Raw genomic sequence first — 22,292 nt, 5'->3', positions numbered from 1 at the left:
GGGACGAGGAGGGCGCAGATGCCGGGGATGGGAGCCGGTGGACGGTTCGGATATGCAGATGCGGGTACGGGAGCAGGGGTGGCGGCGTCGGTCACAGCGTCGTCGAGGTGTCGGGTCGCGGTCCTGAGCGTGATCCTGGCGGCGACACTCACACTCGGTCTCGCACTGATTCCGGCTGTCGGCGGTGCGGCACACGCGGATCCGCCCAACCTGGCCCCGGCACCGGCCCACCTGCCCGCCGATCTCGACGCGATGATCCCCCCGCCGCCGATCCCGCACCTGCGGTCCATACCGGCGCGGTCGGTCACCCCCGACGCCGATCACGAACTGCAGGAGTTCCGCGAGGCCGTGATGCCGTCGCCGAGTGGCGACGCGTTCTTCGACGACTGGCCCGCAGACCTCGCCGACCGTCTACCGGGCGAGATCCTCGCGAACCGCGACGTGACCCGCGTCGCGAGCGTCCTGCTGAAGGCGCGGGTCGGGTCTGCGCGCCAGATCAAGGTGGCCTCCCGCGACGCGCGCGGCCTTCCGTCGTTCGCCACCGCGACCATCCTGGTGCCGCCCACAGCGTGGTCGGGCCCGGGTGCCCGCCCGATCCTGGTGAACAATCTGCCGATCGTCGCCCTCGGCGCCCGCTGCACCGCCGGGTGGATGCTCTCGCACGGCGAGACGCCCGACACCAACAGCACCGACATCCGACCGCCGGTCACCCAGGACGCGCTGGCCCGCGGGTATGCCGTGATCATCCCCGATCACACCGGTCCGCGGATGGCCTACGCCGAACCGTACGTCGCCGCTCACGCGGTGCTCGACTCGATTCGTGGTGCCGCCGGCATCGACACCGACGACTTCGCGCGCGGACCCGTCGCGATGATCGGCTACTCGGGCGGCGCGATCGCGACCAACGCGACCGCCAAGCTGGTGACCTCGTACGCACCGGAGCTCGTTCCGCGGTTCGTCGGCGCGGCGATCGGCGGCGTGCCCGCCGACTACCGGGTGCTGGCGTCGAGCATGAACGCGAACCTGGGTACCGGCGTCTTCCACGCCGCGATCCTCGGCATCGCCCGGGAACGTCCAGAAGTGTTGCCGATGGCCAACAACCTCGCTCGATGGCTGTCGATCAATTCCGTCCTGAAGAACCTGTGCACCAGCACGATGGGATACTTCGGGCTGACGTTCGTCCCGACGCAGGTGTTGTCGACGAGCCCCGACCCGTTCCATTCGCCGGTGGCCGAACGGATCTACACGATCACCGACATGGCCGGCGATGCCGCCGCGATGCCGGTCTACGTCTATCACGGGGCGCAGGAGTGGTGGATTCCGGCGAGTCAGGCGCGCTCACTGTTCGACGAACAATGCCGGCTCGGGGTCAACGCGACGTATCGCGACTATCCGGGTGAACACATGACGACGGTGTTCGTCGCCTTCGAGGACACGATGCACTGGCTCGAGGCCCGCCTGGCGGGTCGTCCGCCGACCGATGGTTGTCCGCGGGCGCCGCGTTAGGCCGGATCAGCAGGTCCGTCGGTCGCTCAGTAGACGAGGACGCGGACGTTCTCGGCGACGCAGGCGGGCTTGTCGGCGCCCTCGATCTCGACGGTGTTCTTGACGACCATGTTCACGCCCGAGCCGGTCTGCTCGACCGAGGTGATGACGGCGTTGGCGCGGATGCGGGAGCCGACCGGTACGGGACTCGGGAAGCGCACCTTGTTCATGCCGTAGTTGATGACGAGCTTCGGGCCGTCGACCGTGAAGATGCTGCCGGCCAGCACCGGGAGCAAGGACAGCGTCAGGAAACCGTGGGCGATGGGCGCACCGAACGGTCCGTCCTTGGCGCGTTCGGGATCCACATGAATCCACTGGTGGTCGCCGGTGGCGTCGGCGAAGGCGTTCACCCGGTCCTGGGTGATCTCCAACCACTCCCCCGAACCGAGGTCCTCCCCGATCGCCGCCTTCATCTCGTCGACACTGGTGAACGTTCGCTGTGTGGTGCTCGTCATAGTCCCGGTAGTCTACCGTGGCACCCATGAGCACTCCTCGGGTCGCACCGGGCGGTCTGCGCGACCTCGGTCCGATCAACTGGATCTTCGCGCGCGGTGCCGCCCGCACGATCGGCGTCGCCGACGCCCACATCTTCTCCACCCTCGGACGCGCCAAGGGTCTGTTCCGCGCGTGGCTGCATTTCGGGGCGCGGCTGATGCCGTTCGGGGCTTTGTCACGGACAGAGAGCGAGATGATCATCATCCGGGTCGCTCATCTGCGCGCATGCGACTACGAACTCGATCACCACCGGCGACTCGGTGCCCGCGCAGGGATCACGGGTGAACTGTTCGACCGGGTGATCGAGGGACCGGACGCCGGCTGGGGCGACCGCGAGCGGTCCCTGCTGCTCGCCACCGACGAGCTCGTCGGCACCCAGGACATCTCGGATCTGACATGGGCGGCCCTCGCGCGACACCTCGACGAGCGCCGGCTCATCGCGTTCGTCCTGCTGGTGGGCCAATACGACATGCTCGCGACGACCATCGGAACGCTACGCGTGCAACGAGATACGCGGGTCTGAACGCATCCCGACCATCGCAGGGGAGGCGAGGCGGTCATGGATTCACCTGCGCAGCAGCTGATGCGCAACCCAGTGTTCTCTCACGTGTACGAGCGGCTATGGCGTCCGGTCTTCACCCGGTTGTTCAGCCTGGGTGGTACCGGCACCGCAGACTTCGACCGCGCCCTCACCGCCTATCTGTCACGCCCGGGTGAGCGGTTGGTGCTCGACGTCGCCTGCGGGCCGGGCAATTACACGCGCCGGGTCGCCGACGGACTGACCGGTGACGGCCGGTGCATCGGAATCGACTTCTCCCCCGCCATGCTGTCCATGGCCGCACGCACCAACGCCGGACCGCGCGCCGGGTACATCCGCGCCGATGCGCACGCGATCCCGTTCGCGGACAACACCTTCGACTCGGTCACCTGCCTGGCCGCCCTCTATCTCATCCCCGATCCGCTGCCGGTGGTCGACGAGCTGGTGCGCGTGGCGCGACCCGGTGGCGAGATCGTCGTCTTCACCTCGGTCAGCACCGAGCTCGACGCGCTGCCCGGTGTACGCGCCGTCGCCGGCGCCTCCGGTTACCGCATCTTCGGGCGACACGAGATCATCGAACGACTCCGGTCGGCCGGAGCCGAGCACGTCGAGCAGACCATCACGGGGCAGGGGCAGTACGTGATCGCCGTCAAACCCGGCTGACCCACCGTCGAGCCGAGCCAGGCGCGTCCCGTCGCCGTCGATGCCGGATCCCGAGGGAGTGGCAGGGCACGGTCGGCGAAGAACCGGGCACGATCGGCGAAAAACTGGGCACGATCGGCAAATTGCGGTGCCTGGGCGTCGTCGGCCCGGGTCGTGACCGCCCCGCAGGTTCGGGTCAGAAGGACCGGTAATCGCGGACGGTCATCCGCGGTCCGCGTCGCTCCGGGCGAGCACCGTGCCGCTCCACCATCCTGATGATCCGTTGGCGTTGTCCCGCATAGGGTTCCAGTAGTTCGAGCATTCCGTCGTCGTCGACCGGTTCGCCGATGAGCGTCAGACCCACCAACGTCGGGATGTGGTAGTCGCCGACGTTGACGACGTCGGGGTCGCCGACCGCCCGCGAACGTGTCTCGGCCTCGGTCCAGCGCCCGACCCCCCGGAGCATCCGTAGTCGGTCCGGATGCCGCTCGACGTCCATCGCCGTCGCGCCCCGGATGGTGCGCATCCGGACCGGTTCGATGCCGCTGCGGTGCCATTCCCAACCGGGGATCCGGGCCCACTCCTCACGCGGGGGTGGAACGCGCATCGTGTCCGGAACCGGTCCGGGCGCCGGGTCACCGAATCTGCGCACCAGGTACCGCCATGCTCGAAACGCCTCCGCCCCCACCACCTTCTGCTCGAGGATCGCCGGCACCAACGCCTCCCAGACGCGGTCGGTGCGGCCGATCCGCAGACCTTCCGAACGCCGGACGAGCTCACCGACGACGGGGTCGCGCGGGGTCAACGCGGCCGGGTCGTCACGGGCGCCGAGCAGATCGGGCATCTGGTCGAGCAGCCACTCCGCACCGGAGCCCCACGCCCGACCGCTGATCGTCGTACCGTCGGACCGGATCGTCAGCGTGCCCGGCCCGTCCGGCGTGTGGACGCCCCGCCAGACCGATCCGTCGCGACCATAGGTGAACGACGGGTCGCCGGCGCCGCGACGCAGCATCCCGACCGTCGCGCCGATGTCGAGCGGCCACGGCGGCACCCAGTCGCGGGTGCGTTCTCCGGTGGCCATCACCTGACGGTACCGAGGTCGGTCATCGGGTGGTCGGCTCACCGCCGCGTCGATCGATCGGAAAGTGGGATCGTGGGCGCCACGCCTCGCCGGCCGGGACACCCTCGTGACACGCGCGCTACAGGTTGATCATGTGCCCGATCGCGCCATGGAACGTTTCTTGCATGGCCTCCGACAGGGTCGGGTGGGTGTGCACGTTGCGGGCCAGTTCCTTGGCGGTGAGGTCCCACTTGTGGGCGAGGGTCATCTCGGGGAGCATCTCGGAGACGTTGTCGCCGACGAGGTGTCCGCCGAGCAACTCGTCGGTGTCCTCGTTGGTCAGCAGCTTGACGAACCCCGCGGTCTCGCCCAGCCCCTGGGCCTTGCCGTTGGCGCTGAACGGGAAGGTCGTCGCCTTGACGTTGAAGCCCTCGTCCTTGGCCTGCGCCTCGGTGAGGCCGAATGATGCGACCTGGGGCTGGCAGAAGGTGGCGCGCGGCATGAAGCGGTAGTCGCCGAGTGTCATCGTCTCGGCACCCGCCATGACCTCCGCGGCGACGACTCCCTGCGCCTCGGCGACGTGCGCGAGCATGAGCTTCGCGGTGACGTCACCGATCGCGTAGATGCCCTCGACATTGGTGCGCATGAAGTCGTCGATCGCGATGGCACCACGGTCGGTCAGCTCGACGCCGGTGTTCTCCAGACCGAAGCCCTCCACGCGCGGGGCGAACCCGACCGACATGAGGACCTTGTCGACGGTGATCTCCCCGTCGTTGTCCTTCGCGTCCTTGTAGCTGACGGTGACGTTGTCGCCGTTGTCGGTGACGGTCTGCACCTTGGTGGAGGTGAGGACCGTGACGCCGAGCTTCTTGTATTCCTTGGCGATGGCCTTCGACGCGTCAACGTCCTCGTTGGGCAGCACGCGGTCGAGGAACTCGACGATGGTGACGTCGACGCCGTAGTTGGCGAGCACGTAACCGAACTCCATGCCGATGGCGCCGGCGCCGACGATGACGATCGACTTCGGCAGCTCACGGGTGAGGATCTGCGTCTCGTAGGTGACGACGTTGTCGGAGAGCTCGACACCCGGCAGCAGCTTGACGGTCGAACCGGTGTTGATGATGACGTTGTCGAAGGTGATCTCGCGATCTCCGACGACGATCGTCTTGGCGTCCTTGAACTTCCCGTACCCGTCGATCTCGGTGATCTTGTTCTTCTTCATCAGGAAGTGGACGCCCTTGACGATCCCCTCCGACACCTTGCGGCTGCGGTCGAATGCCGCGCCGAAGTCGAACGAGACATCCCCGGACATGCCGAAGGTCTTCGCCTGGTGATTGAAGATGTGGGCCAGTTCGGCGTTCCGGAGGAGTGCCTTGGAGGGGATACATCCGACGTTGAGACAAACACCGCCCCAGTACTTCTCTTCGATGACGGCGGTCTTCATGCCGAGCTGGGCGGACCGGATCGCGGCCACATACCCACCTGGACCTGCACCCAATACAACTGTTTGAAAGTGTTCAGCCACGACTGCCAGCGTACGTCGCGGGTCGGTGACACCGCAGGGCGTCCCCCGTACCGAGGAGTAACTTTCCCGGGCCTTTCGCTCCTGCTGACAATCATCAATCAATGATTGAATCGTTGATGGAGCTGTGGTCTGATCGACGGGTGCCCCCAACGCCGTCGCCGACCCGCACCGGCTCCACCCGTATCGCCCTCCTCGCCGCCGCCGAGTCGTTGTTCCTGACCGACGGTTTCGACAATGTCTCCGTCCGTGCGATCTGCGCGGCCGCCGACGCCAACCCCGCGGCGGTCCACTATCACTTCGGCTCGAAGGACCGCCTCGCCGTCGAACTCCTCGAGGACCGCATGGGCCCGATGTGGAGTGATCCGCTCGATCGCTTCGATCCGTCGACGGACGACATCGTCCGATTGGTCGATGTCGTGCTCGCCCCCTTCGTCGACATCCAGCAGGATCCGGTCGGGCGTCTCCATCTCCGGCTGCTGTCCCGATTCGTCCTGTCGCATCCCCAGGCGTCGTGGACCCAGCCGTGGTTCCGGATCGATCAGTGGTCACGCATTCTCCCCCGCCTCGTGGACGGACTCTCCGACGACGACGCACGCCGACGGTGGGGGCTCGCCTTCGAGCTGATCCTCAGCCGGTTCGCCGGCGACCAGCCGCTGTCCGACGCGGCCCTCTCGGCGCTCGGCGACTTCGTCGTCGCCGGATTGTCCGCGCCGGTCCCGATCCGTCCCGCGCCTGCGCACACCGTCGAACCCGACCTTCCCGAGGAGACCTGATGACCGCGCCCGACCCGTTCACCCCGGCCCGGCTCGGCCCGCTGACCCTGCGCAATCGCCTCATCAAGTGCGCGACCTTCGAGGGGGCCACGCCGGATGCACTGGTGACCGACGACCTGATCGACTTCCATCGCGAGGTCGCCGCGGGCGGCGTCGCGATGAGCACCGTCGCCTACTGCGCCGTCTCCCCCGAGGGACGCACCGACCGCCATCAGATCTGGCTGCGCGGCGAGGCGGTGCCCGGACTGACCCGCCTGACCGAGGCGATCCACGCCGAAGGGGCTTTCGCCGCAGCACAATTGGGCCATGCCGGCCCGGTGGCCAACTCGGTGTCCAATCGGCGCAAGGCGCTCGGGCCGTCGCGCATCCCGGCGCCGATGGGGATGTCGGTCACGCGCAAGCTCGATGCCGACGGCATCTCCGAAATGCTCGCCACCTTCCGGCAGGCCGCGCGGATCGCCGTGGACTCGGGATTCGACGGGCTCGAGATCCATTGCGGTCACAACTATCTCATCAGTTGTTTCCTGTCGCCGTTGTTGAATCACCGACGCGACGAATATGGCGGAAGCCTGGTGAACCGCGCCCGATTCGCCCGCGAGGTCGTCGAGGCCGTCCGCGAGGAGGTCGGCGACCAAGCAGCGATCTGGGCGAAGCTCAACATGTACGACGGCGCCGGGCGTCTCGGCTTCGGCGTCGACGAGGCCTGTGCGGTCGCGCAACTCCTGGAGTCCGACGGGCACCTCGACGCCATCGAGCCGACCGCCGGCAGCTCGCTGCTCAATCCGATGTATCTGTTCCACGGCGACCCGCCGCGCGATGAGTTCGCGGATGCGTTCCGCGGCGCGATGCGACTCGGACTCAAGGCGACGGGCCCGATGTTCCTGAAGCACTACGACTATCACGACGCCTATCTGCTGCCACTCGCGCGACAGCTGCGTGCGGCCGTCCGCATGCCGCTGATCCTGTTGGGCGGCATCACGGATCGACCGTCGATGGAGTTGGCCTTGACCGAGGGCTTCGACTTCGTCGCGATGGGGCGCGCACTACTGCGCGAACCCGGCCTGCCCCTGCGCATCCAGTCCGATCCGACCGCGCGCTCGCGGTGCGTGCACTGCAATCTGTGCATGCCGACGATCTATTCGCACACCCGGTGCCCCGTCCGTACCGGGGAGGTGCCGGATCCGCTCGTCGCGGAGGCGACGACGATCAGGAGCGAGTGAACACTCCGTTCGACAGGTCGTCGTCGTAGTACTCGATCGTCATCTGAGGTCCGTCCACGGCGACCTTGGAGATCGAGCCCAGTTCGGCGTTCTCGTTGCGCAGGGGGAACGTGTAGGAGCTGCCGTCCCAGTGGGTGAGTTCGTGGGTCGTCACGCCGCCAGGCCCCATGGCGAGGACGAGTGCGCCGTTCTCCTCCCGGATCACCGCCGGACCGTACACGTCGTTCTGGTAGGTCCCCACCACCGACGCCGCCGGCGGGGCCGGTGCGGGATTCGCCGGCGGCTTCTGCCCGACCAGACTTCCCGACGGCTGCGCCATCGCCTCGTATGCGTCGCCGTACAGGGTGCGCCAGTCGTGGCGCACCTCGCCGAACTGGACCAGGTCCGAGAACTCCCCGCACAGGGCGTCCACCGCACCGATGGGGGATGCGTTGGAGAGTGCGACGATCGCGACGTCGGCGGACGGCAGGACGAGGAAGTTCGTGCCCGCACCCATCGAGAAGGCACCCGCGTGGCTGAAGGTGGTCCGCGCGCCTTCGGTGACGCTGACGTTGAATCCGTAGCCGTAGTAACCGGCGCGGGAGTCCTCGGAATGCGATGGCGACGAGACCATCTCGGGTGTCACCGCCGGGATCAGCGCCTTCTCGGCGACGATCTGCTTCCCGTTGTAGGTGCCGTTGCCGAGAAGCATGGTCAGCCACTTGGCGACGTCGTTCACCGACGACGACACACCGCCGGCCGGTGCCTGCGGGTCGGGATCGCGTTGGGCCGGGGTCTGTACCCAGGTGCCGTCGACCTTGACGTGCCCGACGACCCGGTCGGGCTCTGCCTCGAAATCCCTGAATCGTGAGCTGGTGTGGTTCATCCCCAGCGGACCGTAGATAGCGTTCTCCGACAAGGTCTCCCAGTCGGATCCGGCCTTCCGTGCGACCGACTCGCCCGCGGCGGTGACACCGTAGTTCGTGTAGTTGTACGTGATGCGGAACGGGTCGAGGGGCACGTAGCGCAGCCGGGCGAGGATCTGTTGCCGGTCGTAGCCCATGTCCTCGAGCTTGTCGCCGGCATGGTCGGGCAGGCCCGATCGGTGCGAGTACATGTCGGCGACCGTCACGTTCTGCGTCACGTATTGATCGGAGAGGGCGAATCCGGGGAGATTGGCGACGACGGGGGTGTCCCAGCCGACGACGTTGTCGGTGACCTGCTTGGCGATGACGGTGGAGCCGATCGGCTTGGACATCGAGGCGAGCGGGAAGACGGTGTCCGCGTCGATCTTGTTGTCGCCGGTACCGCCGGAGCCGCTGGTCGGGCTCGCGCCGGCGGCGGTCGAGCGGCTCGCCGAGCCGTTCGAACCTGCGCCGGCAGTCGCACCGATGTCCTTGACACCGATGTCCTTGACACCGAAGCCCTTCGCGTAGACGGTCTTGCCGCCGTGGACGACAGCGACCGCCATGCCCGGGATCTTCGTCGATGACATGAGGGAGTCGACGAGACCGTCGAGCTTGCCCAGCGCGTTGTCGATGGCGTTGTCGGGCAGCGGTTGCGCGACCGCCGCCTGCGGATTGGCCTGGGCCGGCGCAGCAGACGACGATGACGACACCGCATCCGAACCGGTGGAACCCGAGTCGCAGGCGGCGGCCATCACACCGACGGCGATGAGGGACGTCACGGCGGTGACAGCGCGACGACGCCGGGAACGAGTGTGGACGACCATCCGTCGTACCTACTTCCTCGACACGTGCCGCTCGTGGCACTTCACCATCCGACCCGCGCATCAGCGTATCGACCCATCTCCGGCGTGGCATGGCAATCAGGCGGTTGCGGTCGGACGGGAGGCGCGGGGGCCGCGTGTGTCATCCAGTGGGCGGAACGGGCGACGGGAGGCGACGCGGCGCGCAGCGATGGGTGACGGGCAACGGTGGGGTGACGCGCAGCGATAGGGCGACGCGCAGCGATAGGGCGACGCGCAGCGGTAGGGCGACGCGCAGCGATAGGGCGACGCGCAGCGATAGGGCGACGCGCAGCGATAGGGCGGGCAGGTGGGTAACCCGACGCGCAGCGTTGCGGCCGGGGGCAGGCGGTTTACGCGGCTGGTGGTCGGCGGCCGTGCTCGTCGCACAGGCGCGCCGCGCCCGGTCCGTCGAACGCGTCGGCCGACACGGCGCGGCCGGACACCGCGAGCAACAGGTCGATCGCGCGGCTGCGCACCTCGGCGCCCGCAGCGTCGTCGTCGCCGATCGTCGCGCCGGTCTCGGTGACCACGAGGCGCATCCCCCTGACGCGCCGCTTCCCGCCGCCATCGAGACCCGACGCCTCCACCTGGTGGCACAGCGCCTCCACGACCGGCGCCGGCGGGTACCCACCGGTGATCCCGAGTGGCCGGCGGATGTCCTCGCCGTGGACGAAGGCCTCCACCAGCCTCGTCGCGGGTGCCGCGGGTGGAGTCGAGGTCGCGGTGATCACGGCGCGCATCACGTCGAGCCTGCCGGCCGGACCGGCATGCCTGGGTCGGCGGGCCTTCGGGGTTGCGCGTCTGAGTTGTCGCGAACGCACCCGGTATCGTCACCTGCCGCCGCCGACCTCCTCACTCGTGACCCATTAGGGTCGCGGAGGAATGAATCGCACGAAAATGCAGCATGAGAGCGGACGCGCTGAGCACGAGACGTCGCGCCGGATGCCGCGGAAGGGACCCCGATGACGACCGATGCGGCCAACTCTGCTCCTGAGGATCCCTATATCTGGCTGGAGGAGGTCACCGGCGACGATGCGCTCGAGTGGGTGCGTGCGCACAATGACCCCACGGTCTCGGCTCTGAGCTCGGGCAGCCGGTTCCCGGTATTGGAGGCGGAGGCTCTCGAGGTCCTGGACACCGACGACCGGATCCCGTACGTGCGGCGTCGCGGCGGCCATCTCTACAACTTCTGGCGGGACGCCGCCAACCCCAAGGGTCTGTGGCGGCGGACCACCCTGGAGTCGTATCTCACCGATGCACCGGAGTGGGACGTCGTGATCGACGTCGATGCTCTCGCTGCCGCAGAGGAGGAGAACTGGGTGTGGTCCGGGGCGACGGTGTTACGGCCCGAGTACCGGCACGCGCTGGTGTCGCTGTCGCGCGGCGGAGCGGACGCGACGGTGGTGCGCGAGTTCGACCTCCAGACGCGTCGCTGGGTCGAGGACGGTTTCGTGCTGCCGGAGAACAAGTCGTCGATCGGGTGGATCGATCGGGACACCGTCTACGTCGGCACGGATTTCGGTGAGCAGCCCGACGGGACATCGTCGTTGACCACGTCCGGCTACCCGCGCATCACCAAGCGGTGGACGCGTGGAACGCCGCTGTCGGAGGCGGTGGAGGTCTACGCGGGTGAGGTCGACGACGTGTCGGCGGGCGCGGGTTACGACAACACCCCCGGCTACGAGCGCCATTTCGCGAGCCGCTCCACCGATTTCTTCAACGCTCTGCGGTATGAGCTCCGCGACGGTGAGCTCATCCGCATCGACGTGCCGACCGATGCACACTCGGCGGTGCGCTGGGACTGGCTGTTCGTGATGCCGCGGTCGGAATGGGTGATCGGCGACCAGAGTTACGCCGCGGGCACTCTCCTGGTGTTCGAGTACGAGGAGTTCCTCGTCGGCGGTCGCGTTGCAACGGTGTTGTTCGCGCCGGATGCACACACCAGTCTGAGTGACTACTCGTTCACCCGGTCGCATCTGATCCTGACCACGTTGCGCGATGTCCAGACTGAGGTGTCGACGGTGGTCATGGGCACCTGGGAGGAGATCGCGACGACCGGATTGCCGGAACTGGCGACGATATCGGTGCTCGACACCGACCCGGACGATTCGGATGAGGTCTTCTGGTCGGCGAGCTCGTTCACCACCCCGCCGAGCCTGCTGTACGGCGACTCCGGCGATTCCGTCGAGGTGATCAAGCAGTCGCCTGCGTTCTTCGACGCCGATGACGTCGTCGCCGAACAACGATTCGCGACCTCAGATGACGGCACGGCCGTCCCGTACTTCGTCGTCCGACGGTCGGATGTGCAGTCGGGACCGACGCTGCTGTACGGCTATGGAGGATTCGAGAATTCGCTGACGCCGGGCTACATGGCGGTCGCCGGACGCGGTTGGGTGTCCCGCGGGGGGATCTATGTGATCGCCAACATCCGCGGTGGCGGTGAGTACGGCCCGTCGTGGCACACGCAGGCGCAGAAGGCCGGCCGTCACAAGGTGTACGAGGACTTCTCCAGTGTGGCGCGAGCCCTGGTATCGGAGGGATTGACGACACCCGAACAGCTTGGTGCGCAGGGTGGTTCGAACGGCGGTCTGCTGATGGGCGTCATGTTGACCCGTTATCCGGCACTGTTCGGCGCGCTCGTCTGCCAGGTGCCGCTGATCGACATGCGGCGCTATCACCTGTTGCTCGCCGGTGCGTCGTGGATGGCCGAGTACGGTGATCCCGACGATCCGGAGCAGTGGGCGTTCATGAAGCCGTTCTCGCCGTATCAGAACGTTCAGCGCGGCGTCGACTACCCGCATATTCTCGTGACCACGTCCACGCGTGACGACCGCGTGCACCCGGGTCACGCACGCAAACTCGTTGCGCGGCTGGAGGAGCTGGGCCACGAGGTGGCCTACTACGAGAACATCGAGGGTGGGCACGGCGGCGCGGCCGACAACAAGCAGGCGGCGTTCAAGTCGGCGCTGGCCTACGAGTTCTTGTGGCGGACGCTCGCGCCGGAGTGACCCAGGCGCCCCAGCCGACGCGCGGTGGTCAGCGGATCCCACGGCGGCGGTCCATTCGGGTGGCGGGTGATCGGGTACCACGCCAGACCGATGAGCAGTGACGTCAGATGGCCGATCTCAGTGAAGTCGACGTCGACGAGCAGCGGCAGCGCGTACACCCCGAGGATGCCGGCGAGATAGATCCAGCGCCACGGATAGGCGATGTGATACGTCAGGACACCCACGATCGCCGCCAGGAAGTAACTGACACCGACGTCGGTCGTGTTGATAAGAGTGGTACTGGCGGCGTCGTTGCGGATCGCCAGGCCGAGGAGGCCTTCACTGAGATACGTCGCGATGACGTGGGCACTCAGACCGACAATCACCCAGCGTGGAGACCCTAGCCACCGCTCGGCCGGTCGATGGAACAGGCAGAACAGGATGAGGTAGGGCAACCAATACGCGCCGTCGATCCAGAAGAGACTGGTGACGAGGACATCGAGCGGGTCGGTGCTCAGATGGTGAAGATTCGTCGAGCGTTCACCGAGAAGCCGATCGAGTTCGTGCGGGGTGAGTGTTCGCTGGACGATCGTCGTCACCAGCAGCACGGCCAGCCAGAGGAAGGCCAGCGGAGCGCTGCGCAGGTATCGCCACACTGCGACGAACCATCGACGCGGCGTGCGCGCTCGTATGGCCTCGATCATCGGCGGCACCTCTCACCCTCGACCGACCGTGCCCATCGTATGTCGGTTTGGCGTGGGCAACCGAGGTCGGACATCCGAGGTGTGTCACCGGCCGTACCTACCTTTGGCCATCGTCCCCGTCCGGGTTCCTGCCGCAGACCACCGGCCGTCCCCAGAGCGCGATCACCGTGGATACGTCGTCAGCTCGTACCCGGTTCTCGGATCACGCCAGACGATGGTCCGGTCGATACGCATCGTCGGAATCCACAGGCCGAAATGCTTCCGTTGATGATCGGGCAGGCAGAGCGGGATCAGGTTGTCCAGCACCGTCCAACCGCCCGCCAACGGATCGGCATGGTTGAACGGCACCAGATGATCGAGCTGGCACAGATGAGAAGGCTTGGTGCACAACGGATACCGACACGTTCTGTCCGAACACTCCACGTCGCCGCGCAGCCCCGCCGACGGTGCGTACGTCAGCGCACCCGGAGGTGGCTGGGCGAAGCCTCCGTGCCCGGCGGGATCGACCGGCGGCGCCCCGCGGTCGGTGATGATCAGACCGGACGACGCCACCCGCGGTTGCCGCGGGCTGAGGATCGTCGCATGCTCGGCGAGTTCGGCGGCCTTGGCCGGGTCGATGGAACCATATCCGCGGAGCCGTGGCGGGCTTGCTCCGGTGGGATCGACGATGATCGTCAGCGGCGTGGGCTGAACCAGCTCGGAACGCTCGATGGCCGATGAGCTTGCGGCGACCGACTGTCCCGCAATGGCTTCAGCCTCGAGGCGGCCATCGACTGAGGCCTCGGACTGAGCGCATTCGGGAACGCCGGTCGCCACACCGCGGCCGACAGCGGCACCGTCAGCCGTACCGGCGGCAGCACCAGAAGCGCCACGATCACCGACACCGCTGTCAACACCGACACCGACACCGACACCGGCACCGGCACCGGAAACGCGCCCAGCACCAACGCCGGCACCAGCATCGGGATCAGCAACGACACCCGCATGGGCGCCATCACCGCCCCCGCCGCCGCCTTCCCTGCCGGCACCGGTATCGGCCGCACTCGCCCTGGGCTTCCCCGCCCGCGAATCGCCTGTGCGCGCCCCGGTCTCCGCCTCACGCCGAGGTTCTTCCTCACGATTCGCGGCAGCACGACAGTTTCTCCGCCCACACGAGCACGACAGCCGCGCCTCCGGAATCCCGATCAGCTCGGCGAGGGCGATGACCCTGCGCTGTCCGACGGTGCGGGGATCAGCGGGACAGACCCGTTCGGAGACCATCGAGGACAATCGGTTGCCGAGGTGGACACCGTGTTCTGCGGGTGCGCGTGCCTCGATCACAGCGTGCCCCGCGGCGTCCGCGGTGATGACGACGTTCTGCCACTCCTCGGCAAACTCCTCGCGGACCTCGGCGGCACGATCGGGATCGAGGCTGATCACCAGACCGTTGAGCGCGTCGACCAGGTCCGTGTCGGTGATGGGCCGCGACGCCAATTCGAGTGCCAGATCCTCGAAGTCGATGTCCGCCTCGCGGTCGCTGGGACCCGACTCGTCGCCCGAGCCGTCGGCGTCCGCAGCGGATTGGTCCTCGGCAGCGGGATCGCTGGAATCGCTCTCGGCACCAGGCCGGCCCTCCCCGTCGACTACCAGATCGTCCAGTGTCAGCTCCAGACCATCGCTGCCGTCGCCGGCACCGTGGTCGACGTCTCCGCCGCCATCACCTGACGGGGCCTGCTCACCCACCATGTCCTCGGTGATGTCCGCATCCGGCGCGATCTGCGCGGCACGCACCAGCTTCTGCACCCGATGAGTACTGTGATCGCCCTCCAGGTAGGCGGCCAGGATCTTCGGGAACTGTTGCAGCGCCTCACCCAGTGCCAGCCAGGTCCCCGCCTTGGTTCGCGAGATCCCCATCTGCAGGGACACCTCACCGAGGGCCGCCTTCTCGGCAGCCTTCCGCAGCGACATGCGCCCGGTCTGCTGCTGACTGTGCAGCATCTCGTTGTACACCGATTCGCCGATCCGATGGCTCAGGACCACGGCACGGGCCTCGTGACGGCGACTCAGCCGCAGGTGTGTCCGCGCGACCTCATTCGGATCCTCCGACGACAGCAACGCAGTGAGCGCCGCGTCGTCTGCGGGAGCGAACAAGGAGTGCATGCGGCGAGCACCTTCGGCTGGAAGTGACAGGACGTGATCGTGTGTCCGTCATCAATGGCGTGCGCCCGAGTGAGATCAACTGGGCACGAGACTAACCCGTTGAGCCGACAGCACAGCCCGGTATGACGCGTTGTCCACAGGCAGGTTCGCATCCACAGTCCGCGCAACTCCCGGCACACGAGCCACCATCGACATCTACAGGTGCCGCAGATAGCTCCGCGGATCGTCGAGGAATCGTCGCCAGTGCCGGACGAGGTCGAGTTCCTCCCAGTCGGCGTCGACCGGCCCGTCCTCGGACATCTCGATGATCTGTGCGCCCGGCGCGGCGGTCAGGATCGGCGAGTGGGTCGCACAGATGACCTGCGAACCGATCTCCACGAGTTCGGTGAGCGTCACAAGGAACTGCAGTGTGGAGGTGAACGAGAACGCGGACTCCGGCTCGTCGAAGATGTAGATGCCGGGTTCGGTGAGCATCGAGTCCAGGATGCTCATGAATCCCTCACCGTGACTTTGCCGTTCGACGTCGCCGTCCCAGTACCCGCGGACGCCCGCGAATCTGCGGTTCATCTCCACGACCGTCTCGGCGCGGAAGAAGAACCCTTGACGGTCCTCCCGCGGGGCGCGCAACATGCTCTGCCCCGACCAGGTGAGATCGAGCGACATGATCTCACCCAGAGCAGATTTCGGCAGATCCCGGTTCCCGCCGACGATGGCGGCACGCCCGCCACGCGGATCGAGTCCGAACCGTTCGCCGATCGCCTCCACGAGCGTCGACTTCCCGGACCCGTTCTCCCCCACGAAGAATGTGAGCGGCGCGGTGAACTCGATCGGTCTGCCACCGACGACCGCCGCGAGCGCCGGCACCTCGGTCAGCCAGGACGCCGCATCGCCCGATGGCTCGGCCGGTACACGCGCACGGTCAACGAACATCGGCGATCCATCGCGTCACGATCTCCGGCGCCCGCGGATCCCGCGCCCACCCATTGTGTCCGAGTGGCGCGGAAATATGCTGTGCGGCAACGTCACATCGTGTGAACTTCGATGTCAGTGCACGCATCACCCGGGGTGGCGCATCGGTGTCGGCGCCGACGGTGACCGCACACACCGGCATCTCCATGGTGGCCATCGCCTGCTCGTAGTCGACGTCGGCGCCACGCGGCGAGAACCGCCCGTGTCGATTGAGGTAGGTCCAGTCGCGGATCAACACACGTGATTGCCGGCCGTATCCCTCGATCGCGGTTCCCGGCCAGTATCCCAGCGCCTTCGAAACCCGGTGCATGGCCAGCGGACCGACCGTGGCCAGCACACCCATCCCGCCACGATAGAGCTTCCAGTGCGGCACACCGGACGCGATCAGTACCAGGCCGGCGACGTCGTGATCGTGGCGAACCGAATTGCGGGCCACGAACATCGAGGCGATGTGCCCGCCCATCGAGTGTCCGGCGACATACAGGGGCGCCGACGGACAGTACCGGCGGGCCACCTCGACCGCGGCCGGGGTGTCCTCGGACGCGAGAGCGTGATGACCGAACCGGCTCGCTGCGGTCGGCCTCGGCCTGCTGCCACCCTGACCGCGCAGATCGCCGACGACCACGTTGACCCCCAGCCGCCCGCAGTGCGCGGCGAACAGGTCGAAATAGCCTGCGGGCACCCCAAGTCCGGGCCAGAGCACCATGATCGGCCGGTCCGGATCATCGACGACGACACGCAACGGCGTCACGGTTCCGTCGGGCAGTCGGATCTCCTCGATCACCGGCCCGGCGACCGGCCGCTCCTGCGTCATCGACGGGCGGGAGACCCGGCGAAGACCAGTCGCACGATGACACCGAGAACGACCACACCGGCGCCCACACCTCCGACGATGAGCGCCAGATGATGCAGATCGGCCACCGCGCCGTCGACGATCAGCTCGGCGACCTCACGCCCGGACTCCTCGGCTCCCTCGACCTCCTGTTTCGCCCGCTCCGCGAAGAAGACACCGACGGCCCAGGCGAACGCGGCGGACGCGATCAGTCCGATCCCCATCCACGCCAGCACCGTGCCACGCCGGCGCGCGAACAGCAGGGCCAGCACGGCGCCGGCCACCGCGATCACCAGTGACCAGTAGGCGAGTGCCGTGATCTGTTGTCCCACCTCGTGATAACGGCCGGCCTCGAGGCCCGATCCGCCACGGTTGAGCGGCACCACGATCGGTCCGGATACGCGAGCGCTGATCCCGGTCTGCGCGATCACACGATTCACCATGTCGGTGATGTCGAGTTCCATCACCGTCGACGGACCGTCCACCGGGGGCGGGTCGAACAGCCACGCATGCTGCTGGGACACGACGTCGACGAAGTCCGCCTCGAACTGGTCGCTGTGGGTGTACGCCCGCACCGCCGGTTCGATGACCGCGGACGCACCCTGCGCACCCACCTGCTGCGTGACCGACGCCGAGATCTCCCCGGCCAGGTAGTCCTTGATCCGCTCGTCGGAGGCCATCGGCGTCACTGTCGAGACGAACCCTTCCGGGTCGACCAGCCGCTCCTTCACCCACAGTGACGGGAAGGCGACGACGATCGCCACGATCGCCACGAGGGTCAGGAGTCCGCTGAGGAATGTCCGCACGCCCACGAGGCTACCGACGCGACTCCCGCGGCGAGGAGGTGCCTACTCCCCGACCAGATCACGAGCGCGCCCGACGATCAACGGGTCGGGCTCACCGACGAACTCGGGGTTCTTGCCCTCGTAGTCGAAGAGGCTCAGGACGTGGCGCATCGCGTTGAGCCGGGCCCGCTTCTTGTCGTTGCTCTTGACGACCGTCCAAGGGGCGTGGTCGGTGTCGGTGGCCGCGAACATCGTCTCTTTCGCCTGGGTGTAGGCGTCCCACTTGTCGAGCGAGGCCAGATCCATCGGCGACAGCTTCCACTGCCGCACGGGATCGATCTGCCGGATGGCGAACCGGGTGCGCTGTTCGAGCGGGGTCACCGAGAACCAGAACTTGACCAGGTTGATGCCGTCGTCGACGAGCATCTTCTCGAACGCCGGCACCTGTGTCATGAACTGCGAGTACTGCTCGGGGGTGCAGAACCCCATCACCCGTTCGACGCCGGCCCGGTTGTACCAGGAGCGGTCGAAGAAGACCATCTCCCCACCCGCCGGCAGGTGCTGCACGTAGCGCTGGAAGTACCACTCGGTGGATTCGCGCTCACTCGGCTTCTCGAGGGCGATGGTGCGGGCGCCGCGCGGATTGAGATGCTCGTTGAACCGCTTGATGGTGCCCCCCTTGCCGGCGGCGTCGCGGCCCTCGAACACCAGCAGGTGCCGCTGCCCGGTCTGTTTGGACCACTTCTGCAGCTTGAGCAGTTCGATCTGCAGGCGCCGCTTGCTCACCTCGTACTCCCGACGGCTCATCCGCTCGTCGTACGGGTAGTCCTGACGCCAGGTGTCGACGACGTTGCGCTCGGGCAGCGTCAGCAGCACCGGGTCGTCGTCATCGTCGTCGTTGACCGCGAACTGGGTCGTGTTGTGCAGGTCGACGAGTTGCTGCAGCGCCTCCCGACCGTTCAGGACGCTGAAATCGGGCCCGATCGCATCGGAGGTGTTCAGGGCGGGATCATGTAGCTCGGTCACCGTTCAACGATATGCGCATCGCGGAAACAGCGTCTTGCGAAGAGGTGAACGTGAACGCCGCCGGGCCCGCGTGACCACTCGGCGCAGTGACCGGCGGACACCGGCGGCGATCAGTGCTCAGCAAGCAGGTGTGGATGCGACGCAGACGTACGCACCGACCTGCGGATCAGTTGTGCAGATCGATGGAACCCGATCGCAGACAAGCTTTTCCGGTGGTGGAGTCGAAGGCCGTGGAGAACCCGCCCTGGCACACCGCACCGTCGGCTCCGGCGATGGCCTGTCCGCCCCAGCCGCCGACGGCGATGGTCGTGCCGCCGTGCCGTGCCTGCGCGACCGAGAACGCACTCGGTCCGGTGGTCACCGAGTAGGCGGTGCCCCGTGTCGTCGAACCGGCGAGCGCCGTCGAACCGGGCTGAAGATTACGCGCGGTCGAGTTCCCACCCTTGTCGGCGACGGCCACCGCGGTGCCCGCGCCGCTGGACTCCTCGGAGAAGGCCGTGCTGCCCGGACCGGCCTTGGCCCCGCACCCCCCCTTGCCGATGATGTGCTCGACCTGGTGGCCATTGGCCGCCGAACAGGTCGTCGCCGCCTCGGCGGTGCCACCGCCCACGCCGATCAGCCAGGCCATCGCCGACCCGCCGATCACGAATGCCGCGGCTCGAGCCCCAAATTTGTTGATTCGCATAAAGATTGACCTCTCCCCGGTCGCCACGGAACGCAGAGTGCGAGAAGCACTGCTGCACAGGGTACTCATCGACCGGCGGTGGCGGCGTCCGGGGTCGATCAGCGTGTCAGTCGGCGGCGCGGCGTTCGACCTCGGCGGTCAGGCCCTTGCGTGCGGTGTCGACGGCCATCTTCTGTGCGCGCTTCACGATGAGGCCGGGCATCTTGATCTTCAGCTCGACCTCGAGGGTGAACTCGACGTGCGAGCCGTCGCCCTTCGGGGTGACGACATAGGAGCCGTGCTGCTCGCTCAGCTGGTTGGCCTCGATCAGGTCCCAGCTGCAGCTGTTCTCGGTCCAGGTGTAGGTCAGCTTCTGTTCGTCGGAGATCCCGGCCGCGGTGACCACCACGCGGACCTGCTCCGGTGTGCCGTCCTCGTTCTCGACGAGGATCTCGGCCTCTTTGTGCGGGCCGGACCAGTCCGGCAGGGACTCGATGTCCAGCAGCACCTCCATCACGACCGACGGTGGGGCGGCAACATCGAACTCGATCTTCGCGGAGACAGCCATGGGAGAGAACCTACCGTGCCGCCGGACCGTCGATCACCCGAACCATCACCGCGCAGCACGAATCGGGCATTCCGAGCCGACAGTGGGTCAGTCCTCGCGGTCGACGAGCGTCAGCGGCCACGCCTCGTCCGGGATGTCGCGCAGGGTGCAGGCCTGATCGGCTGCGGTGAACCATCCACGGAAGTGCAGGATCTCGCCGATGACAGGATTGCGCACGGTGGCGTCACAGCGGAACCGCTGCCGCGCCTCGTCCCAGCCCTCGATGTACTTCATCTGGGTGGCGAACATGCCACGCATCCCGACCTTCGGCCCACGCCCGAGCCAACGCAGCGGGCCGCTCTCCAGCAGGAGTTCCCCGGACGTCGTGACCGACGGCTCGATCGGATAGAGAAGTTCGGGGCCGTCGCCGAAGTAGTCGACGAGGCCGCTGCGACCGGAGACGAGCAGCGAGTTGATGTTGCGGGTGCCCGTCGTGAAGTCGAAAGCGCGGAGTACGGCGAGACACTCTCGACCGATCTCGTCGACGTAGCAGTAGTGGCCCTGCGTGAACGGGACCATCCGGCTGCTCTTGGGCGGGAGGGCATTGCGTTTGGCGTAGTGCCAGAAGAACAGCGGCGGGAGCGCCGAGGTGACGTAGACGGATTCGTAGATGCCGGTCGCGATCTGCGCGACCCCCGAGGTCGAGTCGATGCTGTACCGCCACGCCACGTTGGGGTGGAGGCGGTCGAAGTCCGAGCCGAGGATCTGCCGATAGACCGGTGTCATGACATCAACTTCCCGACCCCGACCCCACCGTCGGCCTCCCGTCCCGGCGGCAACCACCCGGGAACGCGGTCCCACGCGGCTGCTGTGTGCTTTGGGAGAAGAACCTAGTCGATGACAGTGGCGGCGGTCACGTCGGGATCGCCGTTCAGCCGGCCGCAGCGTCGCACAGACGCGCCAGTTCGGCGATGACGCGGTCGAGAGGGTCCACCGATCGCTGCGTCTGGCACAGCCCGACGGCACCCTCGATCGAGGCGATGATCAGCTGTGCGAGCGAATCGGCACGATCGGCCTCGACGCCCTCGTGGATGAGTCGCGTCGAGATCAACCGCGTCCAGCGGGCGAAGATCTGATCGGACTCCTCGGCGACTTCCGGCTCCGAACGCCGGGCCAGACCGCCTGCGAGAACCGGACAGCCGAACTCGAAGTCGGTGCTGACCAGCATCCGCCGCCACACATCGCCGATCTCGGCGACGGCCTCGGCGGGCGTCGCCGAACTCTCCCGGCTGATGCGGTGCGAGATGAAGTCGCCCGCATAGCGCACGGCCTCGGTCATCAGCTGCGTCTTGCCACCCGGGAAGTGGTGATAGATGGACCCACGCGGCGCCGAACTCGCGGCGATCACGTCACCGATCGAGGTGGCCGCCACACCGTCACGGCCGATCAGGTTCGCCGCATGCACGACCATCCGGTCGCGGGGCCCGCGCGCCGCCGCGCGCTCCCGCGATTCGTCCAGAGACCTCTCCTCCGGCGGTCGGTCGACCGTGCTCATGCCCACTCCCTCAGACGCGATCGTCCGGCCCGCCTATGCAGACCTTCATAATCCGTGCGATCTATGCCATCCTACATAGTCATGAGCATCGATACGACGGAAGTTTCTGATCCCTCGGCACTGAGCGGCCTGCAACTCCTGCGCGCGGCGATGGCCGAACCCGATCCGGATCGTCCCGGCATCTGGCGCCTGCTCGGCATGAGCGCCAAGCAGATCGACGAGGGGCGGGTCTCGTTCGCAGTCACCCCGCAGGCCGACTTCGCCAATCCGCTGGGCACCGTGCACGGCGGCATCTGCGCCACCCTGCTCGACTCGGTGATGGGCTGTGCCGTGCACACCACGCTCCCGGCGGGCGTCGGCTACACCACACTCGAACTGAAGATCAACTACATCCGGTCGGTCGCCGTCGACGCCGGCGAGCTCACCGCGACGGGCACCGTCATCCATGTCGGGGGACGGACCGCGACCGCGGAGGGCAAGGTCTTCTCCGACGACGGCAAGCTGGTCGCGCACGGCACCACGACGTGCATCGTCTTCCGGTGACCGCACACCACTAG

The 22,292-nt window shown here is 67.3% G+C and carries 21 protein-coding genes and 1 pseudogene; 7 read left to right on the top strand and 15 right to left on the bottom strand.

The features are described from left to right. The first annotated feature begins 18 nt into the window (after positions 1-18). On the top strand, positions 19-1,506 hold the full coding sequence (locus QSJ19_RS07195) for a lipase family protein (RefSeq protein ID WP_286319365.1): 1,488 nt from the start codon (positions 19-21) through the stop codon (positions 1,504-1,506). A 26-nt stretch (positions 1,507-1,532) separates the two neighbouring features. Here QSJ19_RS07195 and QSJ19_RS07190 read toward each other — a convergent pair whose 3' ends face one another. Further along, a complete protein-coding gene (locus QSJ19_RS07190; protein WP_286319364.1) occupies positions 1,533-2,000 on the bottom strand; it encodes a MaoC family dehydratase in 468 nt (155 codons plus the stop codon). A 26-nt stretch (positions 2,001-2,026) separates the two neighbouring features. Between QSJ19_RS07190 and QSJ19_RS07185 the strand changes: the two genes are divergently transcribed. Together QSJ19_RS07185 and QSJ19_RS07180 are read left to right on the top strand one after the other, a co-directional pair. Then, positions 2,027-2,563, top strand: coding sequence for a carboxymuconolactone decarboxylase family protein (locus QSJ19_RS07185; RefSeq protein WP_286319361.1), 537 nt, complete (start codon positions 2,027-2,029; stop codon positions 2,561-2,563). Positions 2,564-2,599: 36 nt separating this feature from the next. Next, positions 2,600-3,241, top strand: a complete 642-nt coding sequence (locus QSJ19_RS07180) for a class I SAM-dependent methyltransferase (protein WP_286319359.1) — start codon at positions 2,600-2,602, stop codon at positions 3,239-3,241. A 175-nt stretch (positions 3,242-3,416) separates the two neighbouring features. Here the strand turns inward: QSJ19_RS07180 and QSJ19_RS07175 are convergent, their stop codons facing one another. Both QSJ19_RS07175 and lpdA read right to left on the bottom strand, forming a co-directional pair. After that, positions 3,417-4,301 (bottom strand): DNA-3-methyladenine glycosylase family protein, encoded by an 885-nt coding sequence (locus QSJ19_RS07175; RefSeq protein WP_286319358.1) that lies wholly within the window; start codon positions 4,299-4,301, stop codon positions 3,417-3,419. Positions 4,302-4,419: 118 nt separating this feature from the next. Further along, positions 4,420-5,805 carry a dihydrolipoyl dehydrogenase gene (lpdA, locus tag QSJ19_RS07170; RefSeq protein ID WP_286319357.1) on the bottom strand — a complete coding sequence of 462 codons (1,386 nt, stop codon included), beginning with the start codon at positions 5,803-5,805 and terminating at the stop codon, positions 4,420-4,422. Positions 5,806-5,906: 101 nt separating this feature from the next. Here lpdA and QSJ19_RS07165 point away from each other — a divergent pair, with 101 nt between their 5' ends. Together QSJ19_RS07165 and QSJ19_RS07160 are read left to right on the top strand one after the other, a co-directional pair. After that, complete coding sequence (locus tag QSJ19_RS07165; protein WP_286319355.1) at positions 5,907-6,578, top strand: TetR/AcrR family transcriptional regulator; 672 nt, start codon at positions 5,907-5,909, stop codon at positions 6,576-6,578. Continuing rightward, complete coding sequence (locus QSJ19_RS07160) at positions 6,578-7,798, top strand: NADH:flavin oxidoreductase (protein WP_286319353.1); 1,221 nt, start codon at positions 6,578-6,580, stop codon at positions 7,796-7,798. The genes QSJ19_RS07165 and QSJ19_RS07160 overlap by 1 nt, the downstream gene beginning before the upstream one ends. Here the strand turns inward: QSJ19_RS07160 and QSJ19_RS07155 are convergent. Continuing rightward, complete coding sequence (locus tag QSJ19_RS07155; RefSeq protein ID WP_286319351.1) at positions 7,785-9,509, bottom strand: serine hydrolase; 1,725 nt, start codon at positions 9,507-9,509, stop codon at positions 7,785-7,787. The two genes, QSJ19_RS07160 and QSJ19_RS07155, sit on opposite strands and share 14 nt — an antisense overlap. 368 nt (positions 9,510-9,877) lie before the next feature. Next, the gene (locus tag QSJ19_RS07150) at positions 9,878-10,267 is read right to left on the bottom strand and encodes a maleylpyruvate isomerase mycothiol-dependent enzyme family protein (protein ID WP_286319348.1); all 390 of its coding nucleotides are present in this window, start codon (positions 10,265-10,267) and stop codon (positions 9,878-9,880) included. Between the two features lie 198 nt (positions 10,268-10,465). Here QSJ19_RS07150 and QSJ19_RS07145 point away from each other — a divergent pair. Then, positions 10,466-12,535 (top strand): annotated as a pseudogene (locus QSJ19_RS07145) (prolyl oligopeptidase family serine peptidase); the annotation flags it as partial. Here the strand turns inward: QSJ19_RS07145 and QSJ19_RS07140 are convergent. From QSJ19_RS07140 to QSJ19_RS07095, 10 genes are all read right to left on the bottom strand, one after another. Continuing rightward, positions 12,499-13,218 (bottom strand): rhomboid-like protein, encoded by a 720-nt coding sequence (locus tag QSJ19_RS07140; RefSeq protein ID WP_286319346.1) that lies wholly within the window; start codon positions 13,216-13,218, stop codon positions 12,499-12,501. The pseudogene QSJ19_RS07145 and the gene QSJ19_RS07140 overlap by 37 nt on opposite strands. Positions 13,219-13,380: 162 nt before the next feature. Next, a complete protein-coding gene (locus QSJ19_RS07135) occupies positions 13,381-15,357 on the bottom strand; it encodes an HNH endonuclease signature motif containing protein (protein ID WP_286319344.1) in 1,977 nt (658 codons plus the stop codon). Positions 15,358-15,552: 195 nt separating this feature from the next. Next, positions 15,553-16,287, bottom strand: a complete 735-nt coding sequence (locus tag QSJ19_RS07130; protein ID WP_286319342.1) for an AAA family ATPase — start codon at positions 16,285-16,287, stop codon at positions 15,553-15,555. Then, on the bottom strand, positions 16,277-17,140 hold the full coding sequence (locus tag QSJ19_RS07125; protein ID WP_286319340.1) for an alpha/beta fold hydrolase: 864 nt from the start codon (positions 17,138-17,140) through the stop codon (positions 16,277-16,279). The genes QSJ19_RS07130 and QSJ19_RS07125 overlap by 11 nt, the downstream gene beginning before the upstream one ends. Next, positions 17,137-17,964, bottom strand: a complete 828-nt coding sequence (locus QSJ19_RS07120; protein WP_286319339.1) for a Rossmann-fold NAD(P)-binding domain-containing protein — start codon at positions 17,962-17,964, stop codon at positions 17,137-17,139. The genes QSJ19_RS07125 and QSJ19_RS07120 overlap by 4 nt, the downstream gene beginning before the upstream one ends. A gap of 42 nt (positions 17,965-18,006) precedes the next feature. Beyond that, entirely contained in the window at positions 18,007-18,969 is a 963-nt protein-coding gene (gene ppk2, locus QSJ19_RS07115; RefSeq protein WP_286319338.1) for a polyphosphate kinase 2, read from the bottom strand. 166 nt (positions 18,970-19,135) lie between these two features. Next, on the bottom strand, positions 19,136-19,654 hold the full coding sequence (locus QSJ19_RS07110; protein ID WP_286319337.1) for a DUF6764 family protein: 519 nt from the start codon (positions 19,652-19,654) through the stop codon (positions 19,136-19,138). A gap of 106 nt (positions 19,655-19,760) precedes the next feature. Next, positions 19,761-20,201 (bottom strand): SRPBCC family protein, encoded by a 441-nt coding sequence (locus QSJ19_RS07105; RefSeq protein WP_286319336.1) that lies wholly within the window; start codon positions 20,199-20,201, stop codon positions 19,761-19,763. An 87-nt stretch (positions 20,202-20,288) separates the two neighbouring features. After that, positions 20,289-20,966, bottom strand: coding sequence for a DUF4166 domain-containing protein (locus QSJ19_RS07100; protein ID WP_286319335.1), 678 nt, complete (start codon positions 20,964-20,966; stop codon positions 20,289-20,291). Positions 20,967-21,111: 145 nt separating this feature from the next. Continuing rightward, positions 21,112-21,651, bottom strand: a complete 540-nt coding sequence (locus QSJ19_RS07095) for a TetR/AcrR family transcriptional regulator (protein ID WP_286319657.1) — start codon at positions 21,649-21,651, stop codon at positions 21,112-21,114. Between the two features lie 147 nt (positions 21,652-21,798). On the opposite strand from QSJ19_RS07095, the gene QSJ19_RS07090 reads away from it, so the two are divergent. Further along, positions 21,799-22,278: a PaaI family thioesterase gene (locus tag QSJ19_RS07090; RefSeq protein WP_286319334.1), complete on the top strand. Its 480-nt coding sequence runs from the start codon at positions 21,799-21,801 to the stop codon at positions 22,276-22,278. Positions 22,279-22,292 lie beyond the last annotated feature (14 nt).

The sequence above is a fragment of the Gordonia sp. ABSL11-1 genome, assembly GCF_030315685.1.
Classification (GTDB): domain Bacteria; phylum Actinomycetota; class Actinomycetes; order Mycobacteriales; family Mycobacteriaceae; genus Gordonia.
The sequence above is the reverse complement of the archived record's forward strand: the minus strand, read 5'-3'. Positions and strand labels throughout refer to the sequence as shown.